Below are 25,919 nucleotides of genomic sequence, written 5' to 3' on the forward strand. Positions count from 1 at the left end.
CGGGTGAGCGTCCTGTGGGCGCTCCTGCGCGACAACAGGGTCTTCACCCCCGCTCCGGTCGCGCAGGCGGGTTGACTTCGTCATTGAGACTCCGGTTGCAGGTGGTGACAGCCCGAACGGTGAGTGCACGAGTACGGGCGATGCGTGCCTTGAGCACGCACCTACGGTAACAGAAAAAGCGTGCTCAACGCACGCTAATTCTGACGGTCGCAACGTGACTCACCGCCATGCCACCCTCGGGCTGCCGCCGGCTGGCCCGTACCGCCCGGTCGCCCGCGCACGCCGGAACAGCGCCCGGCTCGATGGCCGGCGGGCCGACCGTGACTTTCCGCGACCCGACGGCCTGTGGAGGGACGGGCAGCGACCCGCGGTCAGGACTTCCGAGGGCGGTAGGCGGAATCGCGACAACACCAAGTGCCCGGCCGGTCCCGTGCAGGACCCTCAGCCGGGCGCCATGCCCGGGGTGCGCACCGCCGAGGGAGCGGGTTTCCTGGCGGGAGAACGCTTCCGACCAGGAAAGGGCGACATGCCATGACGGTGACTGCGGACCTCGACAAGATCCTCGACAAGGCGTACGAGAACCTCACCCTGGAGGAGGTGCTGAAGGCGCCGGTGGCGGCCCTGGCCGGACTGACCGACGCCCACGGCACCGCTCTCGAAGGGTTGAAGATCAAGAGCATCGGCGACCTCGGGCGGAACAAGTACATCCGTGCCGCCGTCGCCATGGCGGACCTCCAGGACCGCGCCCACTGAGCCGACCTGCCCGGCGGACGGTCGCACCCGGGAACGGGCTGTTCGGCGGCGCGCGGGTAACCCCCGGACCCTGCGCGCCGCCTCGTTCAACCCGTCAGCTGTGCTGCTCCTCGAGGCTCAGGGGGCCGTGGCCAGTCTGGGGTCGTTCGCGTAGACCGGGTTCCCCTCGCGTTCGTACTGGGCCAGGGCCAGCCCCATGCAGAAGAACGTCGGCGCCCATTCGCCCACGAAGATCCCCCACCGGTCGGCGCGGTCCAGGCCGGCCGCCTCGGCCTTCACGGAGACCATCCACGAGGCGAACGACAACCCGATCGACGCCACGCCCGCCAGGTAGGCGTGCTCGGACTTCACACCGGCGTCATGCAGCTTCTTGATGATCATCACAACCTCCAACGATTGATGCGGCACTCCGGCCCACGCGGCTGCCCAGCCACCCGCGTCCCACACCAGGGTCCGGCCGCCGGTATCCCACACGAGGACCCGACGGCCGCAGACGAGCACTGCGGCTGCTCACTCTCCGCAGCCCGATCCGACGAACCGATCCGACCAGCGGGGGACACTCACCGCCAGGTCAGCCGCCCACGACGTCGCCGACGACTGACCCTTGCCCTGCACCTGCACCTGCGGCTCCGCGTCCGTCTGCTCGTAGGCGCCCAGGATCCGTTGGGCGCTCCCCCGCCCGAGGAAGGCCCCGTGGCGATTCTCCCGAGACAGGTCCGCACCACCCAGGGCACCCGGGGCCCGCTCGTAGAAGCTGGAAAGATCGCTTGCGCGGCTCCGGGCCCGCGGGGAGACTCCCCCGCATGACTACGCCGCCATCGCCACCCGCCGTCCCTGCGCGCCCTGACGGGTCGTCCGTCCGGATCGGCGCCCTCGCCCCGCTGACGCGGCCCGGCTGGGTCGAGGCGGGCCGGCACCTGCTCGCCGGAATGGACCTGGCCGCCCGCGAGGTCAACGACGCCGGCGGGATCGGTGGGCGGCCGCTCCAACTGCTGGTACGGGACACCGCGGCCGATCCGCAGCGGGCCGAGGCGGCGGTGGACGAGCTGGCGGGTCTGGGCGTGGTGGCACTGGCCGGTGAGTACCACAGCGTCGTCGCCCGGGCCGTCGCCACGAGAGCCGACGCCCTCGGGCTGCCGTACCTGTGCTCCTCGGCCGTCCTCGACGCCCTCACGCAGGCGCCGACGAAGTGGGTCGCGCGGATCTGCCCGGCGCAGTCGCACAGTTGGCGCATCTACGCGGACTTCCTCCTCGGCGCGGGCCACCGGCGGATCGCCCTCGCCACCCAGCCGAGCGTCTACTGGGCCTCCGGGGCCCGTATCCTCCGCGAGCACCTCGCTCCGCACGGCGGCACGGTCGTCGGACTCGACCTGACCGAGCTGTCCCCCGAGGCGGTGTGCGACCGGCTGGCCCGCCACGGCGCGACGGTGCTCCTGCTGCTGGCCGGTGTCCCGGAGCCGGCGGTGTCGGTGGTCAAGGCCGTGCGCGACGACGAGCGCCTCGCCGAGGTGCTGATCGGCGCTCCGGCGGGGCAGCCGGAGTTCGCAGAGTGGGCGGAACTGCTGGGCGGAGCCGGTACGGCCGTCCCGTTCCTGCGCTACCTGCCGGAGCGCCTCGGCCCGCTCGGCACGCGGGTCGGGACGGCGCTGCGCGAACAGCTCGGCCAGGAGCCCTCCTTCGTCGCGTTCGAGGGCTACGACACGGTCACCGTCCTCGCCGACGTCCTGCGATCGCACGGCACGGAGCGGGCGCGCATCGCCGAAGCCTGGACGAGCGTCGACGTGGAGGGCACCCGCGGGCGGATCGGCTTCTCCCGGGTGTCCGGCGTCAGCGTCGCGCAGTGGGCCTGGCCGCCGGTCCAGGTCGTCGACCAGGACCCGGCGAACGCCGGCCGCTTCCGGACCCTCCACTCCGGCTGACCGAGGCGCACCGGCCTCCACCTCTGCGCCGGCCCCGCGACGACCTCCTCCCCCGACGGCTTCCTCCCGTCTGATCGGCAGCGGTCAGGGCGAGGTCGTCGAAGCTGGCCGTGGCCGAGGCGGACGGCAGGTAGCAGTAGGCCGGGGCTCTGGGCGGCGGCGTCGGCCGTGCCCCGACCGCCAGGCGGTCGTCCCGGCGGGGGTGGGCGCGGCCGCAGTCGCAGCCGGCGGGCTGATGACCACGGTCGCGGCGAGGACCAGGCCCGCGGTCGATGCCCGAAGCACGTGCGTTCCCGAGGCTGCCATGTTCCCCTCCAGGCGGGCACGGGGTGCCGGCGTACCGTGACGTACCGGCGTCCACCCGATCTGCTTGATCTGCGTGGTCGCCACCCGCTCTGTCCGTCGGCCTTTGGAACTTCCCGCCAGGCCCGTGAGGCCGGGGACTGCGGCTGCCCGGGCGGCGACCGAGAGCGACGCAGGGACAGCCAGGACCGCTGTGGACGCGCATGCCGGATGGCTGTCCGAGAATGCCGCCGGCCCGGCACACCGTCAACGGCCTGACCAGCACATTCATGCGCGATTCATGTGCCCGCGAGGCCGCTGCGGCGGGTCATCGCCGCGAACGACCGGCATCCACGGCCGCCGTTCCACCCACCACCCCGGCTGCGCAAGCAGGGCACCGGCTGCCCCGGCAGGGAGCTGACCCACCAGATCGCGCACTTGGACGCACTCTCCCGGCACGACGAGATCGTCACCGATTGACCGGCTCCGCAAGCGGTTCGGCGGGAACGACTTCCTGGTTGGCACGTTCAGGCACAGCGGTTCCTGGTACGGCGGCGAGAGCCTCGCCGACCAGGGTCGCATCATCGTCGGGGTACCGGCCGACTACGGTTCCCAAGGAGCGCGACAGCCCGCCGCCTCCCCCGTGACCGCTGGAGCCGGGCCGACCAGGCCGGGCTGGCTGTTCCGGGTTGCTCACCCTGCCCCGGCCGCAAGGAATCCCACTGTGCCGTTCCCCCTTCCACGACCCGCCGCACGCCGTGTCGGAGCCCGACGGCTGGGCGTTGCCGCGATAGCGCTCTGCCTGCCACTGATCCTCGGAGGATGCGTGTCCACGCCCGGTCCCGACGATCCTCTCCCCGTCAAGTCCCGCCAGGACGCCCAGGACTGGGCGAAGCACATGACCGAGTCCATGGCACAGACAGCTGGAGTCACCCTCGACACCGGCAGCGTCGAACCGATCTTCAGCGACTGTGTCGGCAACCGCGATGAGGTCCGACAGGACGGCCGGTACAAGCTGTCGTACGCGGCTTACAGCTCCACCCCGCTCGAACAGCACCCCGAGGCCGTCCGTAAGGTCCGCACGATGCTCGAACAGCAGGGCTTCGCAATCGACGGCTACCGGGAGAGCGCCAACGGCAAGGTGGACGCAGCCCTCGACGCGTCCCAGGCATCGAGCCGGTACCTGGTCACCGTGCAGACCACGAAGGGCGGCCTCCTGGCCTTCAGCGTCAACACCCCTTGCCTGATGCCCCCCACAACGACAGAGACTCCTCACTGAACCACCGCCGGTGCTCAGCGACCGATCAGCGGAATCGGCTGTCGGCTGCCGGCTGCCGGCTGTCGGCCGCGCTGCAAACGAGCACTTCTGAAACGGCGGTGAGGATATGTCATCTCTTTGATCACCGTGCAGTTAGATGACTGATGTCCGCAGTGTGCCGGGTCGGCGAGAGTCGAGGTCGCCGGGTGCTTCCCGGTGGCGGGCGCGGGTGCGTGCCCGCGTGATCGTCGGCATATGGGACGAGGAGTACCGGAATGGCAGTCAGTCAGCGGCCTGCTGGGAAGTGGAGGGCGGCTGCGGTCGCCGGAGCTGCGGCCCTCGCCGTCACGTGCGGCATCGCCGCACCGGCGAGTGCGGCGCCCGCTTCGGCGGACCGCCTGAGCATCGGCGACGTGCAGCTGGGGGAGCCGGCGCACCCTCGGGACCACCCGGGCGGCCGCCCGCTGATCAAGCACTACTGGGTCGCCAAACTCGGGTACTCCGCCGTGGCCGCGCTGAACCAGCGGACCAACTACGCCTGGCAGCGCAACTACAAGGACTGGACGGTTGCCATCGTCGGCAACAACATCCAGGGGAGGGAGGTCACCCTCTACACCAAGATCACCAACCTGATCTACGGTGAAGGCGGCGTCATCGGCGCCCAGACCGCTCCGACGTCTCAGGTGGCGATCGCCCGCAACACCATCGTGGCCCAGGGGAACGTCAACATCATCACCGAGATCGTGAACGTCCACGTCGTCAGCCCCAAGTGGGAGGACGTCTTCAGCGCCGACTGCCGCGCCCAGGAGGACCTCCGCAACGCGGTGAAGGCCCAGCTCGCCTGCACGATGGGCTGAGCCGCGGCGGGCGGCGAACGGCAGTGCCCGCAGCGATGGCGACACCTTCCCCTCAGGGTGCCCGCGCCGCCATCGCTGCCGGCCTGCCCCGCGGCCGCCGGTGCGCCGTCCTGGTCGCCGCTGCACAGCGGCGACCAGAACGGCTCTGGGACTGGGCGCCCCGGCCGTCCTTGACCCTCTCATCGACGCTTGATCGGCGCCGCAGGTCAGGTACCGTGCGGGCATGATCGAGGGTCTTTCTGCCGAGGTTCACGTCCCGGACGAGCTGCTGCTCGCCGGCTACTTCGTCACAGCGCCTGAGCGGCTTGCGGGCTCGGGCATGCCCCGGTCGGAACGGCTGCTCACCGCGTCCGAGTGCTTGAGTGACCGGCTCCCGCAGAGTGACTGCTGGTTCGGTACCGCGCACGAGGCACTGGCGGCCTGCCTCCTGTTCCAAGTGACCGCGGAGGCGCGCCTGTACGCCCTGCTCGTGCCCTCCGAGCACGTCGGCGGCTTCGTCGCCGACATCCGTGCGGCCGGGCTGGACGAGCCGGTGCTGCTCGCCCACCTCGACGGTGGGGGCGTTGGCGAGGCCGCTCGGGAGGTGGCGGAGGACGGCCACGAACGCGGCTGGGAAGTACTCGGATACGACCACGGATTGCTCCACAGCTGGCTCTGCAACGACCTGTACGACGATGCTGTGCTCAGTCTCGGCGTGGGTGTCAACGAACACGGCCTACTGCCGGACCGGGACACCGCTCAACGCGTCGCGGCCTGGGCCAACGCGCGTGACGACACCAAACCGGTCACCTGGTTCCCCGGCGCCCTGATCGAGTGGGGCGCCCCGATCGAGAGCCGCCCCGGCCCCGCCACCACCGAGAACACACCTTCCGCTTCGGAGCCCTGGTGGCGCCGAGTCCTCCAGCTCTGGCCTCCTACCAAGCGGCCCTGAATGCCTGCCACGTGATCCCTACCGGCGGCGAGCTTCCGGGCAGTTGGTCTCGACCGGTGATGGGAAGGCAGGGTCCGCCGGACTGTCCCATCCCAGGCCGTGCAAGGATCCCGACTGTGAAAGGCGAAGGCGCATGGAACACCGGACCGGCGGGCGAGGCGATGATGGCGGGAGACGGTGACTTGCTGTCGCTGCTGCGCCGGGCTGCTGTTCCCGAGCAGCACGGGCGCATGGTGATCACACCCCTCGTCTGCCGGTCGTGCGACTGGGACCGGTTCGAGCTGACAACGGACGAGTACTTCTGCGAGGGCTGCTGCCTGCCGCTCGGCATCGCGGACGGAAACGTCTACGCCGGCGGATCCAGCTGGGAACTCGCGGGCGGCGCTCCTTCACGGTCCTGGCTGACAAGGGCCTTCCGCAAGCCGGCCGACATCACCTGTCCAACCGGGCACGACGTGTTCCAGGCGGCGGCCGCCTTCGCCCTCGCCGAGGACGGCCAGGTCCGCCGCCTGTCGGTCGGCCTGCGCTGCCCGGTCGACGGCGCGCTGCGTCTCCACCTCGACAACGTGCGCGTGGTGCCGAGCGGGACCTGACACCGACCTCGCCTCGGTACGCCTCGGCCGGAGGGGGCACATCGGGCGGTCAAGGTTGCTTGTCAGAGGCCTGGCCGCCGGTGCGCCGCTTCTGGAAGCCGCTGATGCCGCCGGCCAGCCTGTGGGGACGCCAGGCCGTGGTTCGGGGTCTCGGTCGCCGCCATCCGCTCCCCGGCCGGGCAGGCGGTTCCGGCGGCCTCCCCGGGGCCTGCCGCGTGAGCCCCGTCTTAGAGGAGCTAACACAAAGCGCGGACGCGTCGGTAGGTGATCACGCAGCAGGCCAGCTTGAGGAATGCTTCGTGGATGTCGTCGCGTATGTCCCATCGGATGCGGAGGCGTCGGAAGCCGTGGATCCAGGCGTTCGTGCGCTCGACCACCCAGCGGACGGTGCCCAGGCCGGAGCCGTGTGGAACTCCGCGGCGGGCGATGACCGGCTTGATGCCGCGCTTCCACAGCAGGCGGCGGTACTTGTCGTAGTCGTAGCCGCGGTCGGCGAACAGCTGGCGCGGGCGATGACGCGGGCGACCGGTGGCTCCGCGGATGCGCGGGATCGCGTCGAGCAGGGGCAGCAGTTGGGTGACGTCGTGGCGGTTGCCGCCGGTCAGGGTGATGGCGAGCGGGGTGCCGTGGGCGTCGGTGATGACGTGGTGCTTCGAGCCGGGCCGGGCGCGGTCGACCGGGCTCGGGCCCGTTTTGGGCCGCCCCGACGAGCCTGATGGTGGGAGCCGTCGATCACCGCCCGGGACCAGTCCAGCTTCCCGGCGCGGTGCAGCTCGGTCAGCAGGACCTGGTGGAGCCGGTCCCAGACGCCGGCCTCGTGCCAGTCCCGCAGTCGGCGCCAGCACGTCATCCCGGAGCCGAAGCCCAGCTCCTGCGGCAGCCACTCCCACTGGATCCCGGTGTGCAGCACGAACAGGATCCCCTGCAGACATCCGCGATCATCCAGCGGCAACCGGCCCGGATTGCGAGACCGCCGCCGCCTCACCGGCAGCAACGGCTCGATCCGCGCCCAGAGGTCGTCCGACACCACCCACGGTGGACCCTTCAACTTCCCCACGGATGGGACAACGAGCAGACCGACGAGGAGACATGGCCGAACCGCGGCTTTGTGTTAGCTCCTCTTATAGCTTGCCGTCCGTCCATCCTTGCGTGGGTCCGGAGCCCTCGCCGAGGACTCGCTGAAGCGCGCTGCGGCGCGCTACGGGTCAGCGAGGGCGGTGGGCCTCAATCTTCCCTGGAACTCCGGAGCCGTCGTACGCCGTGGCAACCGGATCATTGGCCTGTCGGGCCGCGGGTCGGAAGACTTGGTTGCTGTGAACATGGGGATCTCTGGTTTCAAGCCCTCCTTCCTGGTGGGGATGGAGGTGGTTCGGCAGACTCACGGACCACGTCTGGCAACGCTCGTGGGTAGGCGGTTGACGAGGTTCGCCCTGGTGCGCTTCGTCGAGGACGGAGACTGGTTCGCCGACTGCCCGGTGGTGATGGAATTCGACGGCCTCCAGGTGGAGGTTTGCCATTCGAAGCTCGACGAGCTCTCGATCGGCTGGAACACGATCGACACCGCGGCGACCATCACCGGATGGGAGTGGTTCGAGCTCACGCCTCAGTGGTCTCATAGCGACGAGCGCCTCGAACCCTTTGTCGGCCAGGAACTGCGCGAGGTCGCGCTGCTCGAGTGGCGGCCGGCAGGCCATGACCTGGCGGCCGGAACGGTGGCGGTGGAGTTCGCCTTCACCGGGGGATGTCTGCGGATCGTCAACGGCCTCGACGAGAACCGCATCGAGACCGGTGCGGCCCAGCCGGACTACGTTCGGCACCAGCTGGGCCGTTGAGCGCTACTGCGCGGTCGGCTCTGATCGATCTCGATGACAGGTAGCAGGGTGGATTGCCCTGGGATGCCGATCTGCGGTGGAGTCGGCCCGGCAGGGAGGGTAGCGGCGGACGTTCTCCGTCTTCGTGTGCCTCGACTTCGCCATCAGCAAGCCAGCGCCGCCGAGCTCGGCGGTGATGCCCGGGGTGGTCGGGTTCCGTCGAGCGGTGCCGATCCCGTCGTGGTCCCGTCCCCCGAGCGGGGCCAGGACGGGACCGGCGGTGTCCGTCAGTAGGCGGCGCTGGTGGCGCACCGGCCGAGGTCCTCGTTGCACACGACGACGTAGGAGGTAATCCCGGCATCCAGGTACTCCGGGGTCCAGACCGTGCCGCCGGTCGTCCTTTCGAGCGGGGAGTAGTTGCCGTTCGATTGCGAGAGGACCACGCTGCAGTGGTCGCCGGTGGTGGAGGTCACGTAGCCCCGCACGTGGTCGTGGCCGCTGTAGAACGAGACCACCATGCCCCCGGCACAACCGGGGACGTTCGCGGTGTAGGTCGTGCTGGCCGACGCCATGCCGGTGCCGAGTCCGACGCCGATGGCGGCGGTGGCGACGACGGCGCCGAGGCGGACGGCGGTGCGCTTCCTGATCATGGGTGTCTCCTGGTGTTCGGTGGCTGCTGTCCTCGACCCACCCGCGCGCACGCCGGAACCGTCCGAGTGCCCGGACCAGGGCGCGGCCAGGGGAAGCGGTTGCTGACGGCTGGTGGGACGGACGGGGCGGTAGGCGCGATCGGCGTCGTGCCGCCCGGTCCGACTCAAGGGAACCGGATGACGGGGCCGCCCTCGAGTGATTCGATCAGGTTCGAACACACATGACGTCGGCCGCTCGGACGGCCGAGAGCTGATCTCGGGGGTGTCGTGCTCGACCTCGACATGGACCGCGCCGTCCTGGCGAACACCCGGTTCGCGATCTCGCCGCTGAGCACCGCGGTCGGCGCGCTGCGCCTCCTGCGCGACAACGAGCGGCCGTGCGGCGGCGGCTGGCGGAGCAGGGTCCAGGAAACCGTCCGTGACCGCAAGCTCGTGCTGCTGGGTTCGCTGTTCGGCGGTTCGTGGGACTACGTGCCGGACTTCCTGACACCGCAGCCGCAGGCCCCGGAGACCGGAGTGGAGGAGGAGCTGCACGCGGTCGCCACCGCGGACCGCGTCCGCCTGCACTGGGAGTTGCGCGTCATGGCCGAGGGGGTCGACGAGGAGCGCCTGACGGGGCGGGTGGTCCCCGCCGCTCTGCGCGACGCGCTGGAGCGGGGCGAGCAGGACTTCTCCGAGCGGGTGGCGGCGGAGTTGCAGCGGCTGTGGGAAGGGGCCGTCGCCCCGCAATGGACGGCCCTGCGCGCCCGCATGGAGGAGGACATCACCCACCGGGCGCGAACCAGCGCCCGCCACGGCCTGTCCGGCATGCTGGCCACCCTGCATCCCAAGGTGCTGTGGAGCGACGACCGACTGAGTCTGGTCAGCCGCTTCCAGAGCCGGATCGGCGGCAGTACGGGCCTGATCCTGACTCCCTCGGTGTTCACCACGGACCTACGGGTGGTCATCGACTCGATACCGGGGCCCGCCACGCGCGAGCCCATGTTCGCCTACCCCTGTGGACCCGGACCGCAGACCCGCCCCGGGCCGCCGGCCCACGCCCTGCTCGGGGTGACCCGAGCGCGCCTGCTCTCCGACCTGCACACCGCCCGCACCACAGGGGAGTTGAGCGAGCGGCACTTCCTCGCCAGCAGCACCGTCTCCTACCACCTGGGCATCCTGCACCGCAGCGGACTGGTCACCCGCACCCGCACCGGACAACACGTCCTCTACCAGCAGACCCCCCGCGCCGCCGACCTCCTGGCCACCCCCCGCCCCCACTGACACCGCGGCGGCCGCGTGCCCGGAGACCCTCTCTGTCCACGCCCGGCAGGCACTGTCCGTCACGGCGCCGGGCACGCGACTTCGACACCGTGCTCAAGGGGCGGCGCGCAGCTACGAGATCCGTCTTGCGGCTGATCCGCGGAGCCGCGCTTGCGGGGCTCCCTCTTTGCGAGATCGACGCCCTGGCCCTCGAGATCGGTCCGCTGACCACCGAGGGCGGGATCCCGCTGTTCTCCCGCAGGGGCCGCCTTCGGCCCTCGCACCTGGACGCACACCGACCGCACCGTCATCAGGAGCGGCGCGCTCTTCCCACCCCCACGCGCGCCGGCAGCTGCCCGCTCGGGCCGACCGTGCCCGGGGAGCCCGGTGCGGGGAGGCCGGTGCGGGGCGTCCGGCGGGCACGGCCGATGGGCGAGCGGATCGGGCCCCGGCTCGCGGCCGTGCCGGTCCTCCCGTGGAAGGCGCCGGCACCGTAAGGTCCTCTGCGAAGAGATCCGAGAGCGAAGGGTTGGCACGTCGCATGCACCAGCGCAGTCTGCGGGACCTCCAGGTGTCGGCCATCGGCCTCGGCTGCATGGGGATGTCCGCCTTCTACGGCACGGCCGACCAGGAGGAGGGCATCGCGACCATCCGGCGTGCCCTGGAACTCGGCATCAACTTCCTCGACACGGCGCAGGTCTACGGCCCGCTCACCAACGAGTCCCTGGTCGGCGAGGCCGTCCGGGGGCATCGCGACGAGTACGTGATCGCCACGAAGTTCAACTACCGGATGGACGGCGCGGTGCCGGGCGACATGTCGACGGTGGGGCGCCAGGACGGCTCCGCCGAGCACGTGCGCAGTTCCGTGCACGGCTCGCTCGCACGCCTCGGTACCGACCGCATCGACCTGTACTACCAGCACCGGGTCGACCCGACCGTGCCCATCGAGGAGACCGTCGGCGCGCTCGGCGAGCTGGTCGCCGAGGGCAAGGTGCTGCACATCGGGCTCAGCGAGGCGAGCGCGGAGACCATCCGCCGCGCCCACGCCGTCCACCCGGTCACCGCGGTCCAGAGCGAGTACTCGCTCTGGACCCGGGACGTGGAGGCCGAGGTGCTGCCCACCTGCCGGGAGCTCGGGATCGGGTTCGTTCCGTACTCGCCCCTAGGCCGCGGCTTTCTCGCGGGCCGCTTCAGCTCTCCGGACGAGCTGGACCGGGACGACTTCCGTCGCGGCAACCCGCGCTTCACCGAGGCCAACCTGGCGGCCAACCTCCGGCTCGCGGAGAAGGTGAAGGAGATCGCCGCGGAGAAGGGCGTCACCCCGGCCCAGCTGGCGATCGCCTGGGTCCTGGCCCGCGGCGAGGACCTCGTGCCGATCCCGGGCACCAAACGACGCACCTACCTGGAGCAGAACGCGGGCGCGGTCGACGTCGAGCTGACCGACGAGGACCTGGCCCGCATCGAGGCTGAGGTGCCGAAGGCGGCGGGCGAGCGCTACGACGAGGACGGGATGCGGGCGGTGAACCGCTGAGCTGCTGCCGCGGCCGCGCAAGTAGGTGAGGTGAGGAAGACGGTCACGGTGTTTCACGGCACGAGCCCCGGTGTGCGGCGGCCGACCGCGGCCGGGGGCGGCTGCGGTGAGGTTCCAGGACGACATGGGTGGCGCTGCGCGGGGCGCGCGCCGACGTGCGCGACGTCGCCGGGCCGGCGCTGGGGCTCCGTGATCGGGTGAGGTGCCTGTCCAGGGTCTGCTGGTCGGTGTCACGTGGGCGAGGTCGGAGCCCGCGCCACCGGGACGGACCGCGGCGCAGCGCTGGAGCCGGGTGCAGGGCGCAACGGCGCCCCGCCCCCCTGGAGCGGGGGGCGGGGCGCCGGCGGAGGAGATGGCGCTGACCACCCGGCCGGTGTTCTCGGAGTTCCAGGAGCCCGACCAGCCAGCCACCGGTCGCGAAGTCCCCCGTCAGGGAGATCTGGTGGGACCTGCGACATAGCGAGGGCGCCGGGTCGTCAGGCGGGCTGGACGGTGACGGTGCACAGGCGCTTGGTGGCCCGGGTCAGGGCCACGTACAGGTCCCGTTCCCCGCCGGGGCGGGCCGCGATGATCTCCTCGGGGTCCACGACGACGACCCCGTCGAACTCCAGGCCGCGCGCTTCGGACGCCGGCACGACGCGGGCGTGGTGAGCGACGCCCCGGGCCGTCAGTTCGCTCACCCTGGTGTCCGCGCAGACCACGCCCAGCAGCTCGCCCGGGTGTGCGGTGCTCTGGGCGTGGAGTTCGCGGAGGACGGCGGCGACCGCCCCGTCCGCGGACGGTGTGGTCACGGTGCGCGGGTGCTCACCGCTTCGCAGCGACCGGGTGGGCTTCTGGTCCGGGGCGATCCGGGTGAGCAGGTCTCGGACGCTCTCCAGGATCTCCTGTGTGGTGCGGTAGCTGACGGTCAGGTGGTGCAGCTGGAACCGCGGCCCGAGGTGGGGGCTCAGCGCCTCCTTCCAGTCGCGCGCCGTGGCGACCGGGCCCGCTTGGGCGAAGTCGCCCACCAGCGTCATCGACCTCGCCGGGCAGCGGCGGGCGATCATCCGCCACTGCATGGCGGTCAGTTCCTGCGCCTCGTCGACCACGACGTGCCCGTACGTCCGCTCCGGGGGGCCGTCGACCAGGCTCGCCGCCTCGTCCAGCAACGCCACATCGGCGTCCGTCCACGGGTCGTGCGGACCGCGCAGCAGGAGGGAGCGCTCCGGCGCGCTCAGGTGGGGCAGGAACTCGGCGAGCGCGTCGGCGTCCGTCAGGAGCGCCTGCACGAGGTCGCCGGGTGCCAGCCGCGGCCACAGCGCCTCGACCGCTCGGTCGACGTCGGCGTCGGCGAGGAGGTCGGCGCGGATGGCGTCCAGGTCCAGCTCGTGGACCGGACCGGCGTCGGGCGCGCCTTCGGTGCGGCGCTGGGCGGCTCCCGTGAACCGGTCGAGGTCCAGGCCCGTCATGCGGGCGGCATCGGCGTCGATCTGCTCCAGGAGGTCGCCCATGTCCCGTCGCATCGCGTCGGCGACGGCGTCGGCCAGGAGCTCCTTGAACGCCTGCCGGGCGGGGTTGTGGCCAACTGCGGCCGCCAGGGCGGCGTCGCGCGCCGTGGCGACGGCCTCGCCGGACAGGTGGACCAGTTCCTGTCCGACCCGCGCGGTGAAGTCACCGGCGGGGGCCTGGTGGGCGCGCAGCAGGCCGGCCAGGGCGTCGGCGAGGTCGGCGCCGCCCTTGAGGCGTGCCGTGTCGAAGGGGTCGGCCGCGTGGGTGGGCACTTCGGCCAGTTCCGGGCAGGTCGCCAGGACGACGTCGTTCTCGCCGAGCGAGGGAAGGACCTGGGAGATGTAGTCGAGGAAACGGGCGTTCGGGCCGACGACCAGGACGCCCTCCTGGGCGGCGCGCGGGAACGCGTACAGGACGTAGGCCGCCCGGTGCAGGGCGACCACCGTCTTGCCGGTGCCGGGGCCGCCCTGGACCACGGTCACGCCGCGGTGGGCGGAGCGGACGATCGCGTCCTGCTCCGCCTGCAGGGTCGCGACGGCCGCGTGCATCCGGCCGGTGCGCCGTGCCGACAGAGCCTCCGTCAACGGGCCGTCGCCGACGACGTCCTCCTCGGTCGGGGCGCTCCCGTCCAGCAGTTCGTCGGTCACCGAGACGACCGTGCGCTCCTCGACGCGCAGGTGCCGGCGCCGCCGCAGGCCCATCGGGTGGACCGGTGTCGCCTCGTAGAAGGGCCGCGCCGCGTTGGCGCGCCAGTCCACGAGCAGGGGCAGGTCGTCCTCGTCCGTGTGCAGTCCGATCCGCCCGATGCGCAGGGCCGTGCCGTCCGTCCAGTCGATGCGCCCGAAGACCAGTCCCTTGTCGGCGCCCTCGAGCCGGCCGATCTCCTTGGCCAGGCGCTCGGCGGTGATGTCCCGCTCGTATGCCGCGTCGGGGCTGTCCGCCTGGGACTTCAGCACCCTCGCGCGGTTTGCCCGCGCCTCGGCGAGCCGCTCGGTGAGCACGGCATACAGGGAGGACACATATTCCTGCTCGGATTCAAGTGCACGCGCGGCGGAATCAACCGCACGCGCAGCGGAATCAACCGCACGTGCGGCGGAATCGACCGCATGCGCGGCGGAATCGTTCGTTCTCGACAAGAGGGGGCTCCTTCGATCGAAGCCACACCCTACGATCGATCATTCCCGAAGGTAAGTCTTGACTTACCTGGTGAGGTCATGTCCTCGCGCCCGCACCGACGATGAGCCGCCGCACGGCTTCGGGTATTCAGAAATTCCGCCGTTCAGGCATGTTCCCCATTGCACTGTCGATGCTTTCCTGCCTCACCGGGAAAGGCCGGCCCTGGATTCCGGCGGCGAGAGTTCGAGTGGCGCCTGGAAGACGGACGGCGGAAAGGGCGCCGGCCATGGGCGGCGAACGGCCGCGGTGGACGAGCGCCGACACAGCGGACCGGTCGGGGGCCCGCGATCTCGCAGGCGCCCGACCGGTCGCGTGGGGGCCGTCGCGGGCCCCGCAGGGTCAGCCGCTACGGCAGGGTCCAGCGCTGGTTGGCGCCGCCGTTGCAGTCCCAGATCTCCAGGGGGGTGCCGTCGGCGGTGGCCGAGGCGGGGTCGTCCAGGCAACGGCCGGACTGGGTGCCCTTGAGGGTGCCGTCCGGCTGGGGCGTCCACTGCTGGTTGGCGCCGCCGTTGCAGTCCCACAGTTCCACCGGGCTGCCGTTGGCGGTGGCGGCGCCGGTCACGTCGAGGCACTTCCCGTTGTGGGTGAGGGTGCCGTTGGTCCAGTTCCACGTCTGCCCGGCGCTGCCGTCGCAGGTCCGGAGCTGGACGGCGGAACCGCTGGTGTCGCCGGCGGGGCCGGCGCACTTGCCCGGCAGGCCGGAGGCGACCGGGCCGGTGTGGGTGGTGGGCGTGCCGGGGGTGACGGCAAAGTTGTCGAACTGGTCGGTCTGGTAGCCGGTCACACCGAGGCCGGCCCGGCCGTTGGTGAAGCTTCCGTCGGTCGCGCCGCCCACGGTGGTGCCGTCGACGACCGCGCTGAGGGTGGTGCCCTGGAGCGAGAGCGCGACGGTGTGCCAGTGGCCGGTGCCGAGGGCGGTGGTGGTGCCGCTCGCCAGGGTGGTGAAGTTCCAGCTGGTGTCGCTCTTGTCGATGGACCAGGCGCCGGTGTCGCTGACCCGCAGGTGGTAGGCGTTCAGGCCGTTGTTGTTGCGGCCCTGCTGGTTGACCCGGCCGAGGAGTTCGACGGTGCCCGCCTGCTCGAACATGGTGTCGGCGGTCACGGTGTAGTTGGACCAGCTGCTGTCGCCCGCCATCGTGTACGGGGCGTTGTAGCGCTCGTCCGTCCAGCGGATCGGTGAGGTCGGAGCCATCTGGCGCAGGCAGGTGCCGGCTCGGCCGCCACCGCAGGCGACGGTCCGGAAGGCTCCGTTCATGTCCGTGAAGTACTTCGGCGAGGTGGTGGTGGCCGGGGTGTCGAAGCCGTCCGCGTAGGGCAGCTTCATCGGCGCGGCGGGCGGCGGGGTGGCCGTGCCCTTGCCCTGGCCGGTGGTGGTGGTCACGGTGTAGACCCGGCCGGGCTGGAGGGTGAGGGTGTAGCCGCCGTGGACCGGGGTGACGTCCTGCTCGTGGACGAACCAGCTCGCCGGGTCGTCGGACGTGAGGTCGGTGGACCAGACGTGGACCGTTCCGGTGGACAGACCGCCGGTGACGGTGAAGCTCGCGGTCTGGGCGGCGCCGGCGTCCACGGTCTCGATGACGGTGCTGTAGTCGGTCTTGTTCGGGCTCCTCAGCGTGGCGTAGCTGCCGTTGGCGCGCGCGCCGCCGAGGTAGCCGCCGGCGGCGTCGATGTAGCGCCAGCCGGGCTTGGCGAACTGCGTCGTCTGCGCGGTGACCCAGGTGGTCCTGCCGATGCCGTAGTGGCCGGACCACGGCTGGTTGGCGATCGACATGCCGTCGGTGGAGAAGAACAGGTCGGGGTAGAGCGCGGCGATGACCGGCCAGTTGATGAACGAGGTCATCTTCCCGTCGAGGTAGCCGCGGTTGATGCCGCGTGCCACCGCCGGGGCGCCGGCGTCGGCGTCCAGGGAGCCGTTCTCGCTCGCCCACAGCGGCTTGCCGAGCGCCCGGGCGGTCGGCGTGCTCGGACAGGTGGTGAAGGAACTCATGTAGCCGCAGGGGTAGTGCACCCCGACGACGTCGACGGCCTTGGCGAACGCCGGGTCGGCGGCCATCGCGTCGGCGACGGCCCAGCTGTCGTCGGCGGCGACGACCTTGGTGGCGCCGTAGCCCCGCGCGACGAGCGTGCTCTTCAGCTTCTCGTACCAGGCCTTGTCGAAGCCGCGCTCGTTCCACCCGCCGAGGTAGGAGACGTTCAGGTGGTGCTGGGCGGCGCAGCCCATCCAGGACATCAGGTAGTCGACGGTGTCCTGGGACCAGAAGTCGCCGTTCCCGATCCAGCCGGGGGCTCCCCAGGCCAGACCGGAGAACATGATGTCCGGGTTGCGGGCCTTGGCCTGCTCGGCGAGCCACCACTGGTAGCCCTGGTTGCAGTCGACGGTGCCGCGGGTGTGCTCGATGCTCGGTTCGGCGCCGTCGGTGGAGTTGGTGTCACCGCCGATCTCCAGCTTCAGGATCTGCAGCGAAGCGCCGTAGCCGGGCTTGAAGAGGTAGTCCAGCAGCTGGCTGCGCTGGGGTTCCGGGTAGTCGACCAGCAGGCGGGAGTTGCCGCCGCCGCCGGAGATCGCGCCGACTCCGTCGAAGGTGAGGCCCGGCTTGGTGCCGTCGATCGTGACGGCGGTGGTGGTGGCGTGCGGCTCGGCGGCCTGTGCGGCCACCGGTGCGGTGAGGCCGCCCAGCGCGCCGGCGAGCGCGAGCGTCGCGCTCAGGGCGGTGCGCCAGGTGGGGAAGGGGCGTTGACGGCCCATGGGCGTCTCCGAGGTGGGGAGGAGGTGCGGAGGGGTGGGTGTGGTGCGTGGTGGCGCTCCGTGCCGGACACCCTGGCGGGCGGCCGGCACGGCGGGGGGTGGGCGGGGCCCCCACCTGGGGGTGGGCAGGGGCCCCACCCGGGGTGGGCGGAGGCCCCACCCGGGGTGGGCGGAGGCCCCACCCGGGGTGGGCGGAGGCCCCGCCTGGGCGGGCAGGGGCCCCACTTGGGGGTGGGCAGGGGCTCCACTGGACCGCTACGAGACCGTCCCATGGGCGAGCGCCGCCAGGGCCGCGAGGCTCCGGCGGAAGGGATGGGGGGATCTGCTCATCGACTGCTTCTGCTCCTTGAGCTGGGCCGGCAGTGGGGTGGGGGGCCGTCAGGACTCGGGCGCGAGCGCACGCCGGACGGGGGAGCTGGCGAGTACATGCCGACATGCTGCCGAGGACAGTAGCCCCGACTTCCAACAACAATCAACAACTCTGAAGGAAATAGAACGCAGATTTCCGCGTCCGGCGTTCGGTTGCGGTGCTTTGTGAGCGGGTCCGTTGCCGCCGGTCGGGAACGGCGGGCGGTACCTGCGAGATCAGGAGGCGGCGGCAGTTCCCCGGGGCACCGTCAGGATCCCGAGCAGGCGCGCCACCTCGCGGGCCACCGCCTCTCGGCCCGCGCCCAGGTAGACCCGGGTGTCGGCCAGGGCGGCGTCGGCCGCGAGGCGGGCGCGGACCGCTGCGGTGAACGCCTTGTTGAGGTGCGTCGCGATGTTGATCTTCGTCATGCCGTGCGCGCCCGCCTCCGCCAGGACGTCGTCTGGTGCACCCGACGAGCCGTGCAGCACCAGCGGCACCGGTACGGCGGCCCGCAGGGCGGCGATCAGCTCCAGATCGAGGCTCGCCGTACGCGTGAGCATCGCGTGCGAGGTGCCGACCGCGACGGCCAACGCGTCGACGCCGGTGCGCGCGGTGAACTCGGCCCCCTCCCCCGGATCGGTCCTGGCCCCCGGTGCGTGCACCCCGTCCTTGCCCCCGATCTCCCCGAGCTCGGCCTCCACCCAGACACCGGAGGCGTGGCACTGCCGCACCACCTCCGCCGTGGCCCGGACGTTCTCCTCGTACGGCAGCACCGAGGCGTCGAACATCACCGACCCGAAGCCCAGCCGGACGGCCTCCGCCACCGCGGTCCGCTCGGTGGCGTGGTCGAGGTGGACGGCCACCGGAACGGCGGCCGCCCGGGCCACCGCGAGCGCCGCGCCGCCGACGGCCGCCAGGCCGCCGTGGTAGCGCACCGCGTTCTCGCTGATCTGGAGGATCACCGGTGCACCGGCGGATTCGGCCCCGGCCACGACGGCTTCGGCGTGTTCCAGTTGGATGAGGTTGAACGCGCCGACGCCGCGCCCCGCCTGAGCGGCGGACAGGACGATCTCCGGCGCTCACCACCGTGGCCATCCCCAAGCGGGAGATGGCCCGGGAGGCGATCGAGCTGCTGCTGCGCGCCCTCACCCGGGCGGGCACCCCGGCCAACTCGATCCAGCTGCTGCGCCCCGAGCTGGTCGTCCGGGACAGCACCGGCCCGGTCGGCACCCGCTGACCGGCCGGCCCGCCACCGCCCCGCCGGACCCGCGGTCGGCCCGACCGGTGGCCGGCCCGGCCGACGCGCCGTCCGACCCGGGGCCGACGGCCCCGGCTACTCCCCCGACCTCGCCCGGTGGGCGGCGATCAGGTCGCGGTACCAGGCGTACGAGGCCCTGGGGGTGCGCACCTGCGTGGCGAAGTCGACGTGGACCAGACCGAAGCGCTGACCGAACAGCCCCTCCGCCCATTCGAAGTTGTCGAGCAGGGACCAGGTGTAGTAGCCGCGGACGTCGACGCCCTCGGCGACGGCACGCCCGAGGGCGTCGAGGTGGGCGGCCAGAAAGTCGATGCGGGGCTGGTCGGGGTCGGTGAACTCCTCGACGGAACAGCCGTTCTCGGTGATGGTGACGGGCGGGAGGGCCTTGCCGTACGTGTCGCGGAGACCGAGGAGGAGGCCGGTGAGGGCGCCGGGGACCACGGGCCAGCCGAAGGCGGTGTGGGGGACGTCGGGGATGTCGACGAGGTCGAAGGGCAGGCCCGGGTCGGTGGGGGCGGCGACGCGGGTGGGGTTGTAGAAGTTGAGGCCGAGGCCGTCGAGGCCCGGGCTGTGGATGAGACCGAGGTCGCCGGGGCGGACGGCACCGAAGACGTCGTCGGGCACGCCGAGGACGGAGAGGTCGGGGTAGCGGCCGAGCAGCACCGGGTCGGTGAACAACCGGTTGTGCAGGACGTCGTACGCCTCGGCGGCGGCCGCGTCGGCGGCAGAGTCCGAGGCCGGCTCCACCAGTGTCAGGTTGTTGGAGAGCATCACCTCCAGGCCGCGCTCGTGCAGGACCGAGGCGGCCAGGCCGTGACCGAGGAGCTGGTGGTGGGCCGCCGGCAGGGCCTCGAACATCAGGGTGCGGCCGGGGGCGTGGACGCCCAGGGCGTAGCCGAAGACGGTGTGGACGAAGGGCTCGTTGAGGGTGATCCAGGCGGGGATCCGGTCGCCGAGGCGGTCCGCGACGATCGCGGCGTACTCGGCGAAGCGGTACGCGGTGTCGCGGTTGAGCCAGCCGCCGTGGTCTTCGAGGCCCTGCGGGAGGTCCCAGTGGAAGAGGGTGGGGAGGGGTGTGATGCCGGCTTCGAGGAGCGCGTCGACGAGGCGGTCGTAGAAGGCGAGCCCGGCGGGGTTCACCGGGCCGCTGCCGGTGGGCACCACGCGGGGCCAGGAGATGGAGAAGCGGTAGCCGTCCAGCCCCAGGCCCCTCATCAGGGCGATGTCCTCGGGGTAGCGGTGGTAGTGGTCGCAGGCGACCGCACCCGTGTGCCCGTCCCGGACGGCGCCGGGGCGGGTGACGAAGGTGTCCCAGACGGAGGGGCCGCGGCCGTCCTCGTCGACCGCGCCCTCGATCTGGTACGCGGCGGTGGCGGCACCCCAGCGGAACCCCGCCGGCAGGTCGTAGCGGTCCGGCATGGCAGCCTCCTGACGAAAACATGAGGAGTCCTCATGTTACTGGCGCCACGCCGGAACGCCAGAGGAGGTCGAGGTGCGGAGTCCGATGAAACCCGAGGGCAGTGAAGCCATATGCCCCCCGGCGCTCGACTCCCCCACTCGAAGGCCGAAAGGGCGCCGGGCAGCGCCCGGGCCGCCCAGTACTCCCCCGGACGGTTCGTCGGCCGTCAGTCGGCGAGTCCGGCGTTGACGAGCGCCTTGATGTACGGGAGGTCGTTGCCCGCCCCCGTCGGGTTCAGGGAGTACTCCAGCCGGTGACGGAGATCGCGGGTGGCGAAGAACCCGTTGTCCCAGCCGGGACGGGAACCGGTCTTGCCCCAGACGTACTCGCCGTTCGGAAGCTGGTAGCGCATGAGCCCGCCGACGCTGTAGCAGGGGTCCTTGACGCAGTTGGTGTTGTCGACGCCGTTCGACACGTCGGGCACCTCGAACACCAGCTCCTGCTGGGCGGGCGGGAGCAGACGCCCCCGGAACAGCGCGGTCAGGAAGCGGTCCAGGTCGGCGGCGGTGGAGATCATGCCGCCTTCGGCCCACGGGTACGGGCTCTGCTCGGTCACGTCCTGTCCGTCGAGGTACACCTCCGCGTGGGGCGAGGGCAGCGCCGGGTCGTCGGCGGCGGGCAGGCTGGTGTGGCTCAGGTGCAGCGGCCGGATGATCCGGCGCTCCAGTTCGGCGGTGAAGGAGCGGCCGGTGACCTTCTCGACGATCAGGCCGAGGACCAGGGAGTTGAGCCCGTTGTACTGCTGCGCGGCGGGCGTTGCCGGCGGCACCTCGTCGGCCGCGGCAGCGAAGGACTCGCGCAGGAAGTCCCCGGGCGCCACGGACTTGAGCTGCCATCCGGGTCCGTCGGCCGGACCGGGGGTCCCGGCGGGCTTGGGCAGGCCGCTGGTGTGGTCGAGCAGCTGGCGCACCGTGACGCCGGCGTACGCCTCGGGCAGGACCTCGGGGACGTACCGCCGTGCCGGTGTGTCCAGTCCGATCCGGTGCTCGGCGAGGAGTTGGAGCACCACCGTGTTGGTGAACACCTTGGTGACACTGCCGATCCGTAGGTACGCATCGGCGGTGACCGGGCCGGCGGTGGCGCCCACACCGTCCCTCCTGATCAGTGCGCCCGCGACGACGTCGTCGGGCAGGCGGCCGAGGATGTCCTGGACGGTGGGCGTCGCGGACATCGGGGCGCCGGAAGCAGGCCTCGCGGCGATGGCGGGTGCAGCCGCCCCCGCCGCGAGAGCAGTGGCCAGGGCGACGGTGGTGACGGCGAGACGGATGCGCATCGAGCTTCTCCTGAACGGCGCTCGTGGGACGGGTTGACCGCGCCAACTCTGCTGCGCGCAGCCGGCGCCGCCATCAGTGATCACCCTGATAACGACCCTGGACTGTCCCGTGGGTGATGCGACGCGGTACCCCCACCACATCGGTGCGGCCGCCGCGACCACCGCCCGGGAGCCCTGCCGGGGCGGACGGGGGCGGAGCGGCAGGTGGCCGTTCCTGAGTGCGGTGGTGGCGGGCGGCGCGCTCAGAGGTTCGCCGTGAAGAACGCGGTGAGCTTGTCGACGGCCGGGTCGACGTACTCCTTCCGGTCGTAGAGGTCGACGTGGCTGGCCCCCTCGATCCGGTACAGCTCCTTGGGGCCGGTGGCGCGCTGGTGGACTTCGACGGCCATCCAGTCGGTGACGGCCCTGATGCCCACGATCTGGAGCAGCGGCCGGGGGCCGATCAGCGGGACGGCGTGGAAGGCGTCGAAGGCGGCCAGCTTGTCGATGCTGGGCCAGGCGAGGGTCCTGGCGGAACGCTCGTGCCGGCCACGGGCGGTGCAGTAGTACTCGAACCCCTCCACCGCGTGCTCGCCACCGAGTGCACGGGCCTGTTCGGCGCTCTCCGGGAAGACCGGCAGGGCGCCGGGGTCCTCTCCGCGGGCCGCCAGGGTACGGGCGCGGGCGGCCGCGTCGAGCAGGCTCAGGAAGACGGCCGGGTCCTGGGTGCCGGCCGCGCCGAGCCGGAACTGCCGGGCCACGTCGACGCCGCTGACGGTGGCGACGGCCCTGACCCGGCGGTCCCCGCCCGCCGCGGCGAGCGAGTAGCCGCCGGAGGCGCAGATGCCGAGGAGCCCGATGCGGGCGGCGTCGACGTCCTCGCGAAGGCTCAGGTAGGAGACGGCCGCCTTGAAGTCCTCGACCCGCTGGCCGGGGTCCTCCAGGCCCCGGGGCAGGCCGCCGGACTCGCCCTGGTGCGCGGCGTCGAAGGCGAGGGTGGCGAAGCCGCGTTCGGCCAGCCGCCGCGCGTACAGGCCGGAGGACTGCTCCTTGACGCTGGTGCCGGGGTGGCCGACCACGAGGGCGGGCCACGGGCCGGCCGCCGCCGGGGCGTCGGGCGTGTGGAGGTGGGCGGCGATGTCGATGCCGGCGCTGTCGAAGGTCACGCTCATGCGGGCCATGGAAGGTCTCCTGGTGGGGCGGAAGGCTGTGGCGGGAGGCGGTGCCGGACGGGTGGGGCGGGAGGGGGGTACCGGACGGGTGGGCCGCCGGTGTGCGTGCCCGTGCGAAGGCGCTCCGGGTCGTACTCACCCTGGTGCGGACCGCGGGATCGCCGCATCAGTCAGTTGACCGTCGAACGCGACCTGGTCCGCCCGTGCTGGCCCCCCGGGCGGACTTGGGTGCGTGCGGCGCCCGTCCGGATCGACCGTCATCTGACGGATCTCCCCTGGCCGCCGTGGCGGCAGGGTGAAGGCGCCGAAACCCCTGCCGCCCGAGAGGGCCGGTCCGGGGGGCGCACATCGCGCGTCGGCCGGGCTGATCACACTTCCGCGGAAGGACTCCCCCATGGCAGGCAGCAACATCAGCAGGCGTCGGTTCTCCACCGTGGCGATCCGGGCCGCCGCCGTCCTCGCGGTGGGCGCCGCGGTGGTCGGCGGCACCGCGAGCGCGCCCGCGCCGGCCGCCGGCACGGCCGGCGCCAAGCCGACGATCGTCCTGGAGCACGGCGCGTTCGCCGACGCGTCCAGCTGGAACGCGGTGATCAAGCGGCTGCAGGCGGACGGGTACCCGGTCGTGGCCCCCGCCGACCCGCTTCGCGGCCCCGCCTACGACGCGGCCTCGCTGCGCGGCCTGACCGGCCACCTCCCGGGGCCGAAGATCCTGGTGGGCCACTCCTACGGGGGCTCGGTCATCAGCACGGCCGGCGCGGACGACCCCGAGGTCAAGGCCCTGGTGTACGTGGCCGCCTTCCTGCCGGCGCCCGGGGAGACGGCGCTGGAGCTGACGGGCAGGTACCCCGGGTCGACGCTGGCGGGCACCCTGGACCCGGTGACCTACCCGGGCCCGGACGGCACGAGCACCACGGACCTGTACATCCGGACGGACGCGTTCCGTCACCAGTTCGCCGCCGATGTGCCGGCCGGCCAGGCGGCGCTGATGGCCGCCATCCAGCGCCCGATCGCCCGGCGCGCCCTGGAGGAGCCGGCGACGGTCGCCGCCTGGCAGCAGAAGCCGAGCTGGGACGTCGTCACGACCGAGGACCTCAACATCCCCGCGGCGGCCCAGCTCTTCATGGCCCGGCGGGCCAACGCCCACGTCACCGAGGTGGCGGCCTCCCACTCGGTCGCCGTGGCTCGTCCGGAGGTCGTGGTCCGGGTGATCGAGGAGGCCGCGCGGGCGACCCGTTGACGCTGCCGGGGCGCGTCGGTCCGGGGTGGGCGCACCTTGACGCCGGGTCAACTCGCGACCGCGCTCATAACTGCTCTAACCGGTTACTCAGATCCGACGGATCACCAGAGTGCGGCCCCGATCGACGCACACCGCCACCTCGCCAGACCCGGCAAGGCATACCGGCCGCGCCGACGTGCGCCCCTCCGAGCCACTCGAGGCGAGCGCCGCCAGGCAGCGCACATCGGCTCTGCTTCAAGCAAGTTGGCGAGAGATCAAGGGGCCCGCGGCGGTCATCCGAGGCAGCGACAGCAGACACTCGCGAACGTCTCGCCCGCCGGTCGCGCGCCGAACGCAGGGTTGACGCCCCACGAGAGGCCCAACCATAATCGTCACCGGTTCAACCGGTTATTCCTCAGGGCCGCCTCACGGTCCCGGACACAGGGAGACAGACCAATGGGAGTCAGCTACACCGGAGTGGTCACCGTCATGGGAGAGGGTCGCAACGGAGGCCAGGTCGCCGCGAGTGACGGACTCCTCGCCACCCCGCTCGCCATCCCGAAGGAACTCGGCGGCGCCGGCGGGGCCACGAACCCGGAGCAGTTGTTCGCCGCCGGCTGGGGGGCATGCTTCCTGGGGGCCGTGCGCCGGGCCGCCGCCGCACGGAAGATCCGGCTCACGAGCACCGCCATCACCGTCGAGGTGACACTGACCCACGGCGACGACGGCGAGTTCGGCCTGGGCGCGGTCCTCAACCTCGAACTCGGCGGTGTGGAGCAGGAGATGGCCGTGGAGCTGGGCGACGCGGCACACCAGCTGTGCCCGTACTCCAAGGCGACGCGCGGAAACATCCCGGTCACCGTCAACGCCACCGCGCTGGCCGGCTGACCCGCTCACGAGCCCCAGCCCGGGCCACCCGGGTCCTCGCGCCACCCAGGCCGCGCCTGGGTCGGCCGGCCTCAGCGGCGGGCCGGCCTCGGCGAGGCGCTCACGACGCGGCCCCGCTGTGCTGGCGGGCGCGGTAGGTGGCGGCCTTGACCCGGTTCCCGCAGGTCCTCATCGCGCACCACTCGCGCCGGTGGCCGCGCGAGCGGTCGAGGTAGACCTGGGTGCACTCGGGTCGGGCGCACTCCCGCAGGAGGGCCGCCTCGTCTCCGCCGATGATCTCGACGGTCTCCCGGGCCAGGGCCGCGAGCCCTTGGGCCACGCTCCCGGTCCTGGTGGCGCCGTCGGTGTGCAGGCGCAGCGTCACCGGCAGCCCGGCGGCGTGCTTGTTCACCTCGGCGACGGCCCGCGGCGGCAGCGGCTCGCCGTCGAGGCGGGCGACGACGAGCGAGTAGATCGACTCGCGCAGGTCCATGGCGATGGCGAGGTCGGTCTCGTCGGCACCGGGCGCGGCGTCGAGCATGCCCGCCTCGACGAACCACGCGTCGAGCTGGTCCGGGGTCGCCAGCTTCTCCGTCGGGGCGGCCCTGCGCCGTGCGCGCAGGGTCCCGACGAAGTCGAGGGGCAGGGTCCCGCAGGGAAAGGCGTGGATCACATCACCAGTTTGACAAGTTATGGGTGAGCACGCAATGCCCGCCCCTCGGACGCACCTTCCCGCCGGCGCTTCGGGCGACGGGCCCCCACTCACAGACCCCGTACGGCCTCGCCATCACCTCGCCGACCCGTCGTCAGCGCATCGTCACCCTCCAATCCGGTCACGGGCCAGCCGCTGGGCCCCACCAGCACCCCACACTGCCCCGGGGTGCTGACCGTCATGTGACTGATGTCCCGGCCCGCCGGTGGGCGGAAGAGTGCGGCGCGGCGAGCCGTGTGCACCGGCCCGCCACCGGCTCCGCCCGGCGCCCTGACGCTCTGCGCCCTGGTGCTCACAGCCCTTGTGCTCAGAGCCCTTGTGCTCTGTGCCCTTGTGCTCCGGGTGGAGCCACCCGGCGACAGCCGCCCCGTGCACCTGGGTACGTCCCGACCGGCCC

The 25,919-nt window shown here is 72.1% G+C and carries 23 protein-coding genes; 13 read left to right on the forward strand and 10 right to left on the reverse strand.

Going from position 1 to position 25,919, the window contains the following annotated elements; genetic code table 11:
• Positions 1-531 precede the first annotated feature (531 nt).
• Positions 532-753: a hypothetical protein gene (locus ACGF07_RS20920; RefSeq protein WP_350744161.1), complete on the forward strand. Its 222-nt coding sequence runs from the start codon at positions 532-534 to the stop codon at positions 751-753.
• A 117-nt stretch (positions 754-870) separates the two neighbouring features.
• Here the strand turns inward: ACGF07_RS20920 and ACGF07_RS20925 are convergent, their stop codons facing one another.
• Entirely contained in the window at positions 871-1,134 is a 264-nt protein-coding gene (locus tag ACGF07_RS20925; protein ID WP_350744160.1) for a hypothetical protein, read from the reverse strand.
• Between the two features lie 422 nt (positions 1,135-1,556).
• Here ACGF07_RS20925 and ACGF07_RS20930 point away from each other — a divergent pair, with 422 nt between their 5' ends.
• The 6 genes from ACGF07_RS20930 to ACGF07_RS20955 all read left to right on the forward strand — a co-directional run bounded on the left by ACGF07_RS20930 (position 1,557) and on the right by ACGF07_RS20955 (position 6,593).
• Positions 1,557-2,672, forward strand: a complete 1,116-nt coding sequence (locus ACGF07_RS20930; RefSeq protein WP_392900981.1) for an ABC transporter substrate-binding protein — start codon at positions 1,557-1,559, stop codon at positions 2,670-2,672.
• Between the two features lie 585 nt (positions 2,673-3,257).
• Complete coding sequence (locus tag ACGF07_RS20935; protein WP_392900983.1) at positions 3,258-3,434, forward strand: hypothetical protein; 177 nt, start codon at positions 3,258-3,260, stop codon at positions 3,432-3,434.
• 430 nt (positions 3,435-3,864) lie between these two features.
• Positions 3,865-4,233, forward strand: coding sequence for a hypothetical protein (locus ACGF07_RS20940; RefSeq protein ID WP_392900986.1), 369 nt, complete (start codon positions 3,865-3,867; stop codon positions 4,231-4,233).
• Positions 4,234-4,487: 254 nt separating this feature from the next.
• Entirely contained in the window at positions 4,488-5,069 is a 582-nt protein-coding gene (locus tag ACGF07_RS20945) for a hypothetical protein (protein WP_392900989.1), read from the forward strand.
• 223 nt (positions 5,070-5,292) lie between these two features.
• Positions 5,293-6,000 carry a hypothetical protein gene (locus ACGF07_RS20950; RefSeq protein WP_392900992.1) on the forward strand — a complete coding sequence of 236 codons (708 nt, stop codon included), beginning with the start codon at positions 5,293-5,295 and terminating at the stop codon, positions 5,998-6,000.
• 116 nt (positions 6,001-6,116) lie between these two features.
• Positions 6,117-6,593, forward strand: a complete 477-nt coding sequence (locus ACGF07_RS20955) for a hypothetical protein (RefSeq protein WP_392900994.1) — start codon at positions 6,117-6,119, stop codon at positions 6,591-6,593.
• Between the two features lie 236 nt (positions 6,594-6,829).
• Here the strand turns inward: ACGF07_RS20955 and ACGF07_RS20960 are convergent.
• Positions 6,830-7,641, reverse strand: a protein-coding gene (locus tag ACGF07_RS20960) for an IS5 family transposase (protein WP_392901235.1) whose coding sequence is annotated in 2 segments (ribosomal slippage) — positions 6,830-7,290 and positions 7,290-7,641 — 813 coding nt in all. Because the reading frame shifts where the segments join, the coding sequence is not laid out codon by codon here.
• A gap of 385 nt (positions 7,642-8,026) precedes the next feature.
• Here ACGF07_RS20960 and ACGF07_RS20965 point away from each other — a divergent pair.
• Positions 8,027-8,425 carry a hypothetical protein gene (locus tag ACGF07_RS20965; RefSeq protein WP_392900996.1) on the forward strand — a complete coding sequence of 133 codons (399 nt, stop codon included), beginning with the start codon at positions 8,027-8,029 and terminating at the stop codon, positions 8,423-8,425.
• Between the two features lie 266 nt (positions 8,426-8,691).
• Here ACGF07_RS20965 and ACGF07_RS20970 read toward each other — a convergent pair whose 3' ends face one another.
• Positions 8,692-9,054 (reverse strand): hypothetical protein, encoded by a 363-nt coding sequence (locus ACGF07_RS20970; RefSeq protein WP_392900998.1) that lies wholly within the window; start codon positions 9,052-9,054, stop codon positions 8,692-8,694.
• Between the two features lie 267 nt (positions 9,055-9,321).
• On the opposite strand from ACGF07_RS20970, the gene ACGF07_RS20975 reads away from it, so the two are divergent.
• Complete coding sequence (locus ACGF07_RS20975; protein ID WP_392901000.1) at positions 9,322-10,317, forward strand: ArsR/SmtB family transcription factor; 996 nt, start codon at positions 9,322-9,324, stop codon at positions 10,315-10,317.
• 520 nt (positions 10,318-10,837) lie between these two features.
• Positions 10,838-11,827: an aldo/keto reductase gene (locus ACGF07_RS20980; protein ID WP_350739755.1), complete on the forward strand. Its 990-nt coding sequence runs from the start codon at positions 10,838-10,840 to the stop codon at positions 11,825-11,827.
• A gap of 476 nt (positions 11,828-12,303) precedes the next feature.
• Here ACGF07_RS20980 and ACGF07_RS20985 read toward each other — a convergent pair whose 3' ends face one another.
• From ACGF07_RS20985 to ACGF07_RS20995, 3 genes are all read right to left on the reverse strand, one after another.
• Positions 12,304-14,334 carry a HelD family protein gene (locus ACGF07_RS20985; protein ID WP_392901002.1) on the reverse strand — a complete coding sequence of 677 codons (2,031 nt, stop codon included), beginning with the start codon at positions 14,332-14,334 and terminating at the stop codon, positions 12,304-12,306.
• 503 nt (positions 14,335-14,837) lie between these two features.
• Positions 14,838-17,237, reverse strand: coding sequence for a ricin-type beta-trefoil lectin domain protein (locus tag ACGF07_RS20990; RefSeq protein ID WP_392901004.1), 2,400 nt, complete (start codon positions 17,235-17,237; stop codon positions 14,838-14,840).
• 585 nt (positions 17,238-17,822) lie between these two features.
• Positions 17,823-18,656 (reverse strand): ketose-bisphosphate aldolase, encoded by an 834-nt coding sequence (locus ACGF07_RS20995; protein ID WP_392901237.1) that lies wholly within the window; start codon positions 18,654-18,656, stop codon positions 17,823-17,825.
• A gap of 17 nt (positions 18,657-18,673) precedes the next feature.
• Between ACGF07_RS20995 and ACGF07_RS21000 the strand changes: the two genes are divergently transcribed.
• Positions 18,674-18,823: a substrate-binding domain-containing protein gene (locus tag ACGF07_RS21000; protein ID WP_392901006.1), complete on the forward strand. Its 150-nt coding sequence runs from the start codon at positions 18,674-18,676 to the stop codon at positions 18,821-18,823.
• Between the two features lie 96 nt (positions 18,824-18,919).
• Here the strand turns inward: ACGF07_RS21000 and ACGF07_RS21005 are convergent, their stop codons facing one another.
• The 3 genes from ACGF07_RS21005 to ACGF07_RS21015 all read right to left on the reverse strand — a co-directional run bounded on the left by ACGF07_RS21005 (position 18,920) and on the right by ACGF07_RS21015 (position 22,736).
• Positions 18,920-20,263, reverse strand: coding sequence for a GH1 family beta-glucosidase (locus ACGF07_RS21005; protein WP_392901008.1), 1,344 nt, complete (start codon positions 20,261-20,263; stop codon positions 18,920-18,922).
• 206 nt (positions 20,264-20,469) lie between these two features.
• Complete coding sequence (locus ACGF07_RS21010) at positions 20,470-21,576, reverse strand: serine hydrolase domain-containing protein (protein ID WP_392901010.1); 1,107 nt, start codon at positions 21,574-21,576, stop codon at positions 20,470-20,472.
• A gap of 242 nt (positions 21,577-21,818) precedes the next feature.
• The gene (locus tag ACGF07_RS21015) at positions 21,819-22,736 is read right to left on the reverse strand and encodes an alpha/beta hydrolase (protein WP_392901012.1); all 918 of its coding nucleotides are present in this window, start codon (positions 22,734-22,736) and stop codon (positions 21,819-21,821) included.
• Positions 22,737-23,121: 385 nt separating this feature from the next.
• On the opposite strand from ACGF07_RS21015, the gene ACGF07_RS21020 reads away from it, so the two are divergent.
• Positions 23,122-23,964 carry an alpha/beta fold hydrolase gene (locus tag ACGF07_RS21020; protein WP_392901014.1) on the forward strand — a complete coding sequence of 281 codons (843 nt, stop codon included), beginning with the start codon at positions 23,122-23,124 and terminating at the stop codon, positions 23,962-23,964.
• 435 nt (positions 23,965-24,399) lie between these two features.
• On the forward strand, positions 24,400-24,831 hold the full coding sequence (locus ACGF07_RS21025; RefSeq protein ID WP_392901016.1) for an Ohr family peroxiredoxin: 432 nt from the start codon (positions 24,400-24,402) through the stop codon (positions 24,829-24,831).
• Between the two features lie 100 nt (positions 24,832-24,931).
• Here ACGF07_RS21025 and ACGF07_RS21030 read toward each other — a convergent pair whose 3' ends face one another.
• Positions 24,932-25,483, reverse strand: a complete 552-nt coding sequence (locus tag ACGF07_RS21030) for a CGNR zinc finger domain-containing protein (protein ID WP_392901018.1) — start codon at positions 25,481-25,483, stop codon at positions 24,932-24,934.
• Positions 25,484-25,919 lie beyond the last annotated feature (436 nt).

The sequence above is a fragment of the Kitasatospora sp. NPDC048194 genome, assembly GCF_043202455.1.
Classification (GTDB): Bacteria; Actinomycetota; Actinomycetes; order Streptomycetales; family Streptomycetaceae; genus Kitasatospora.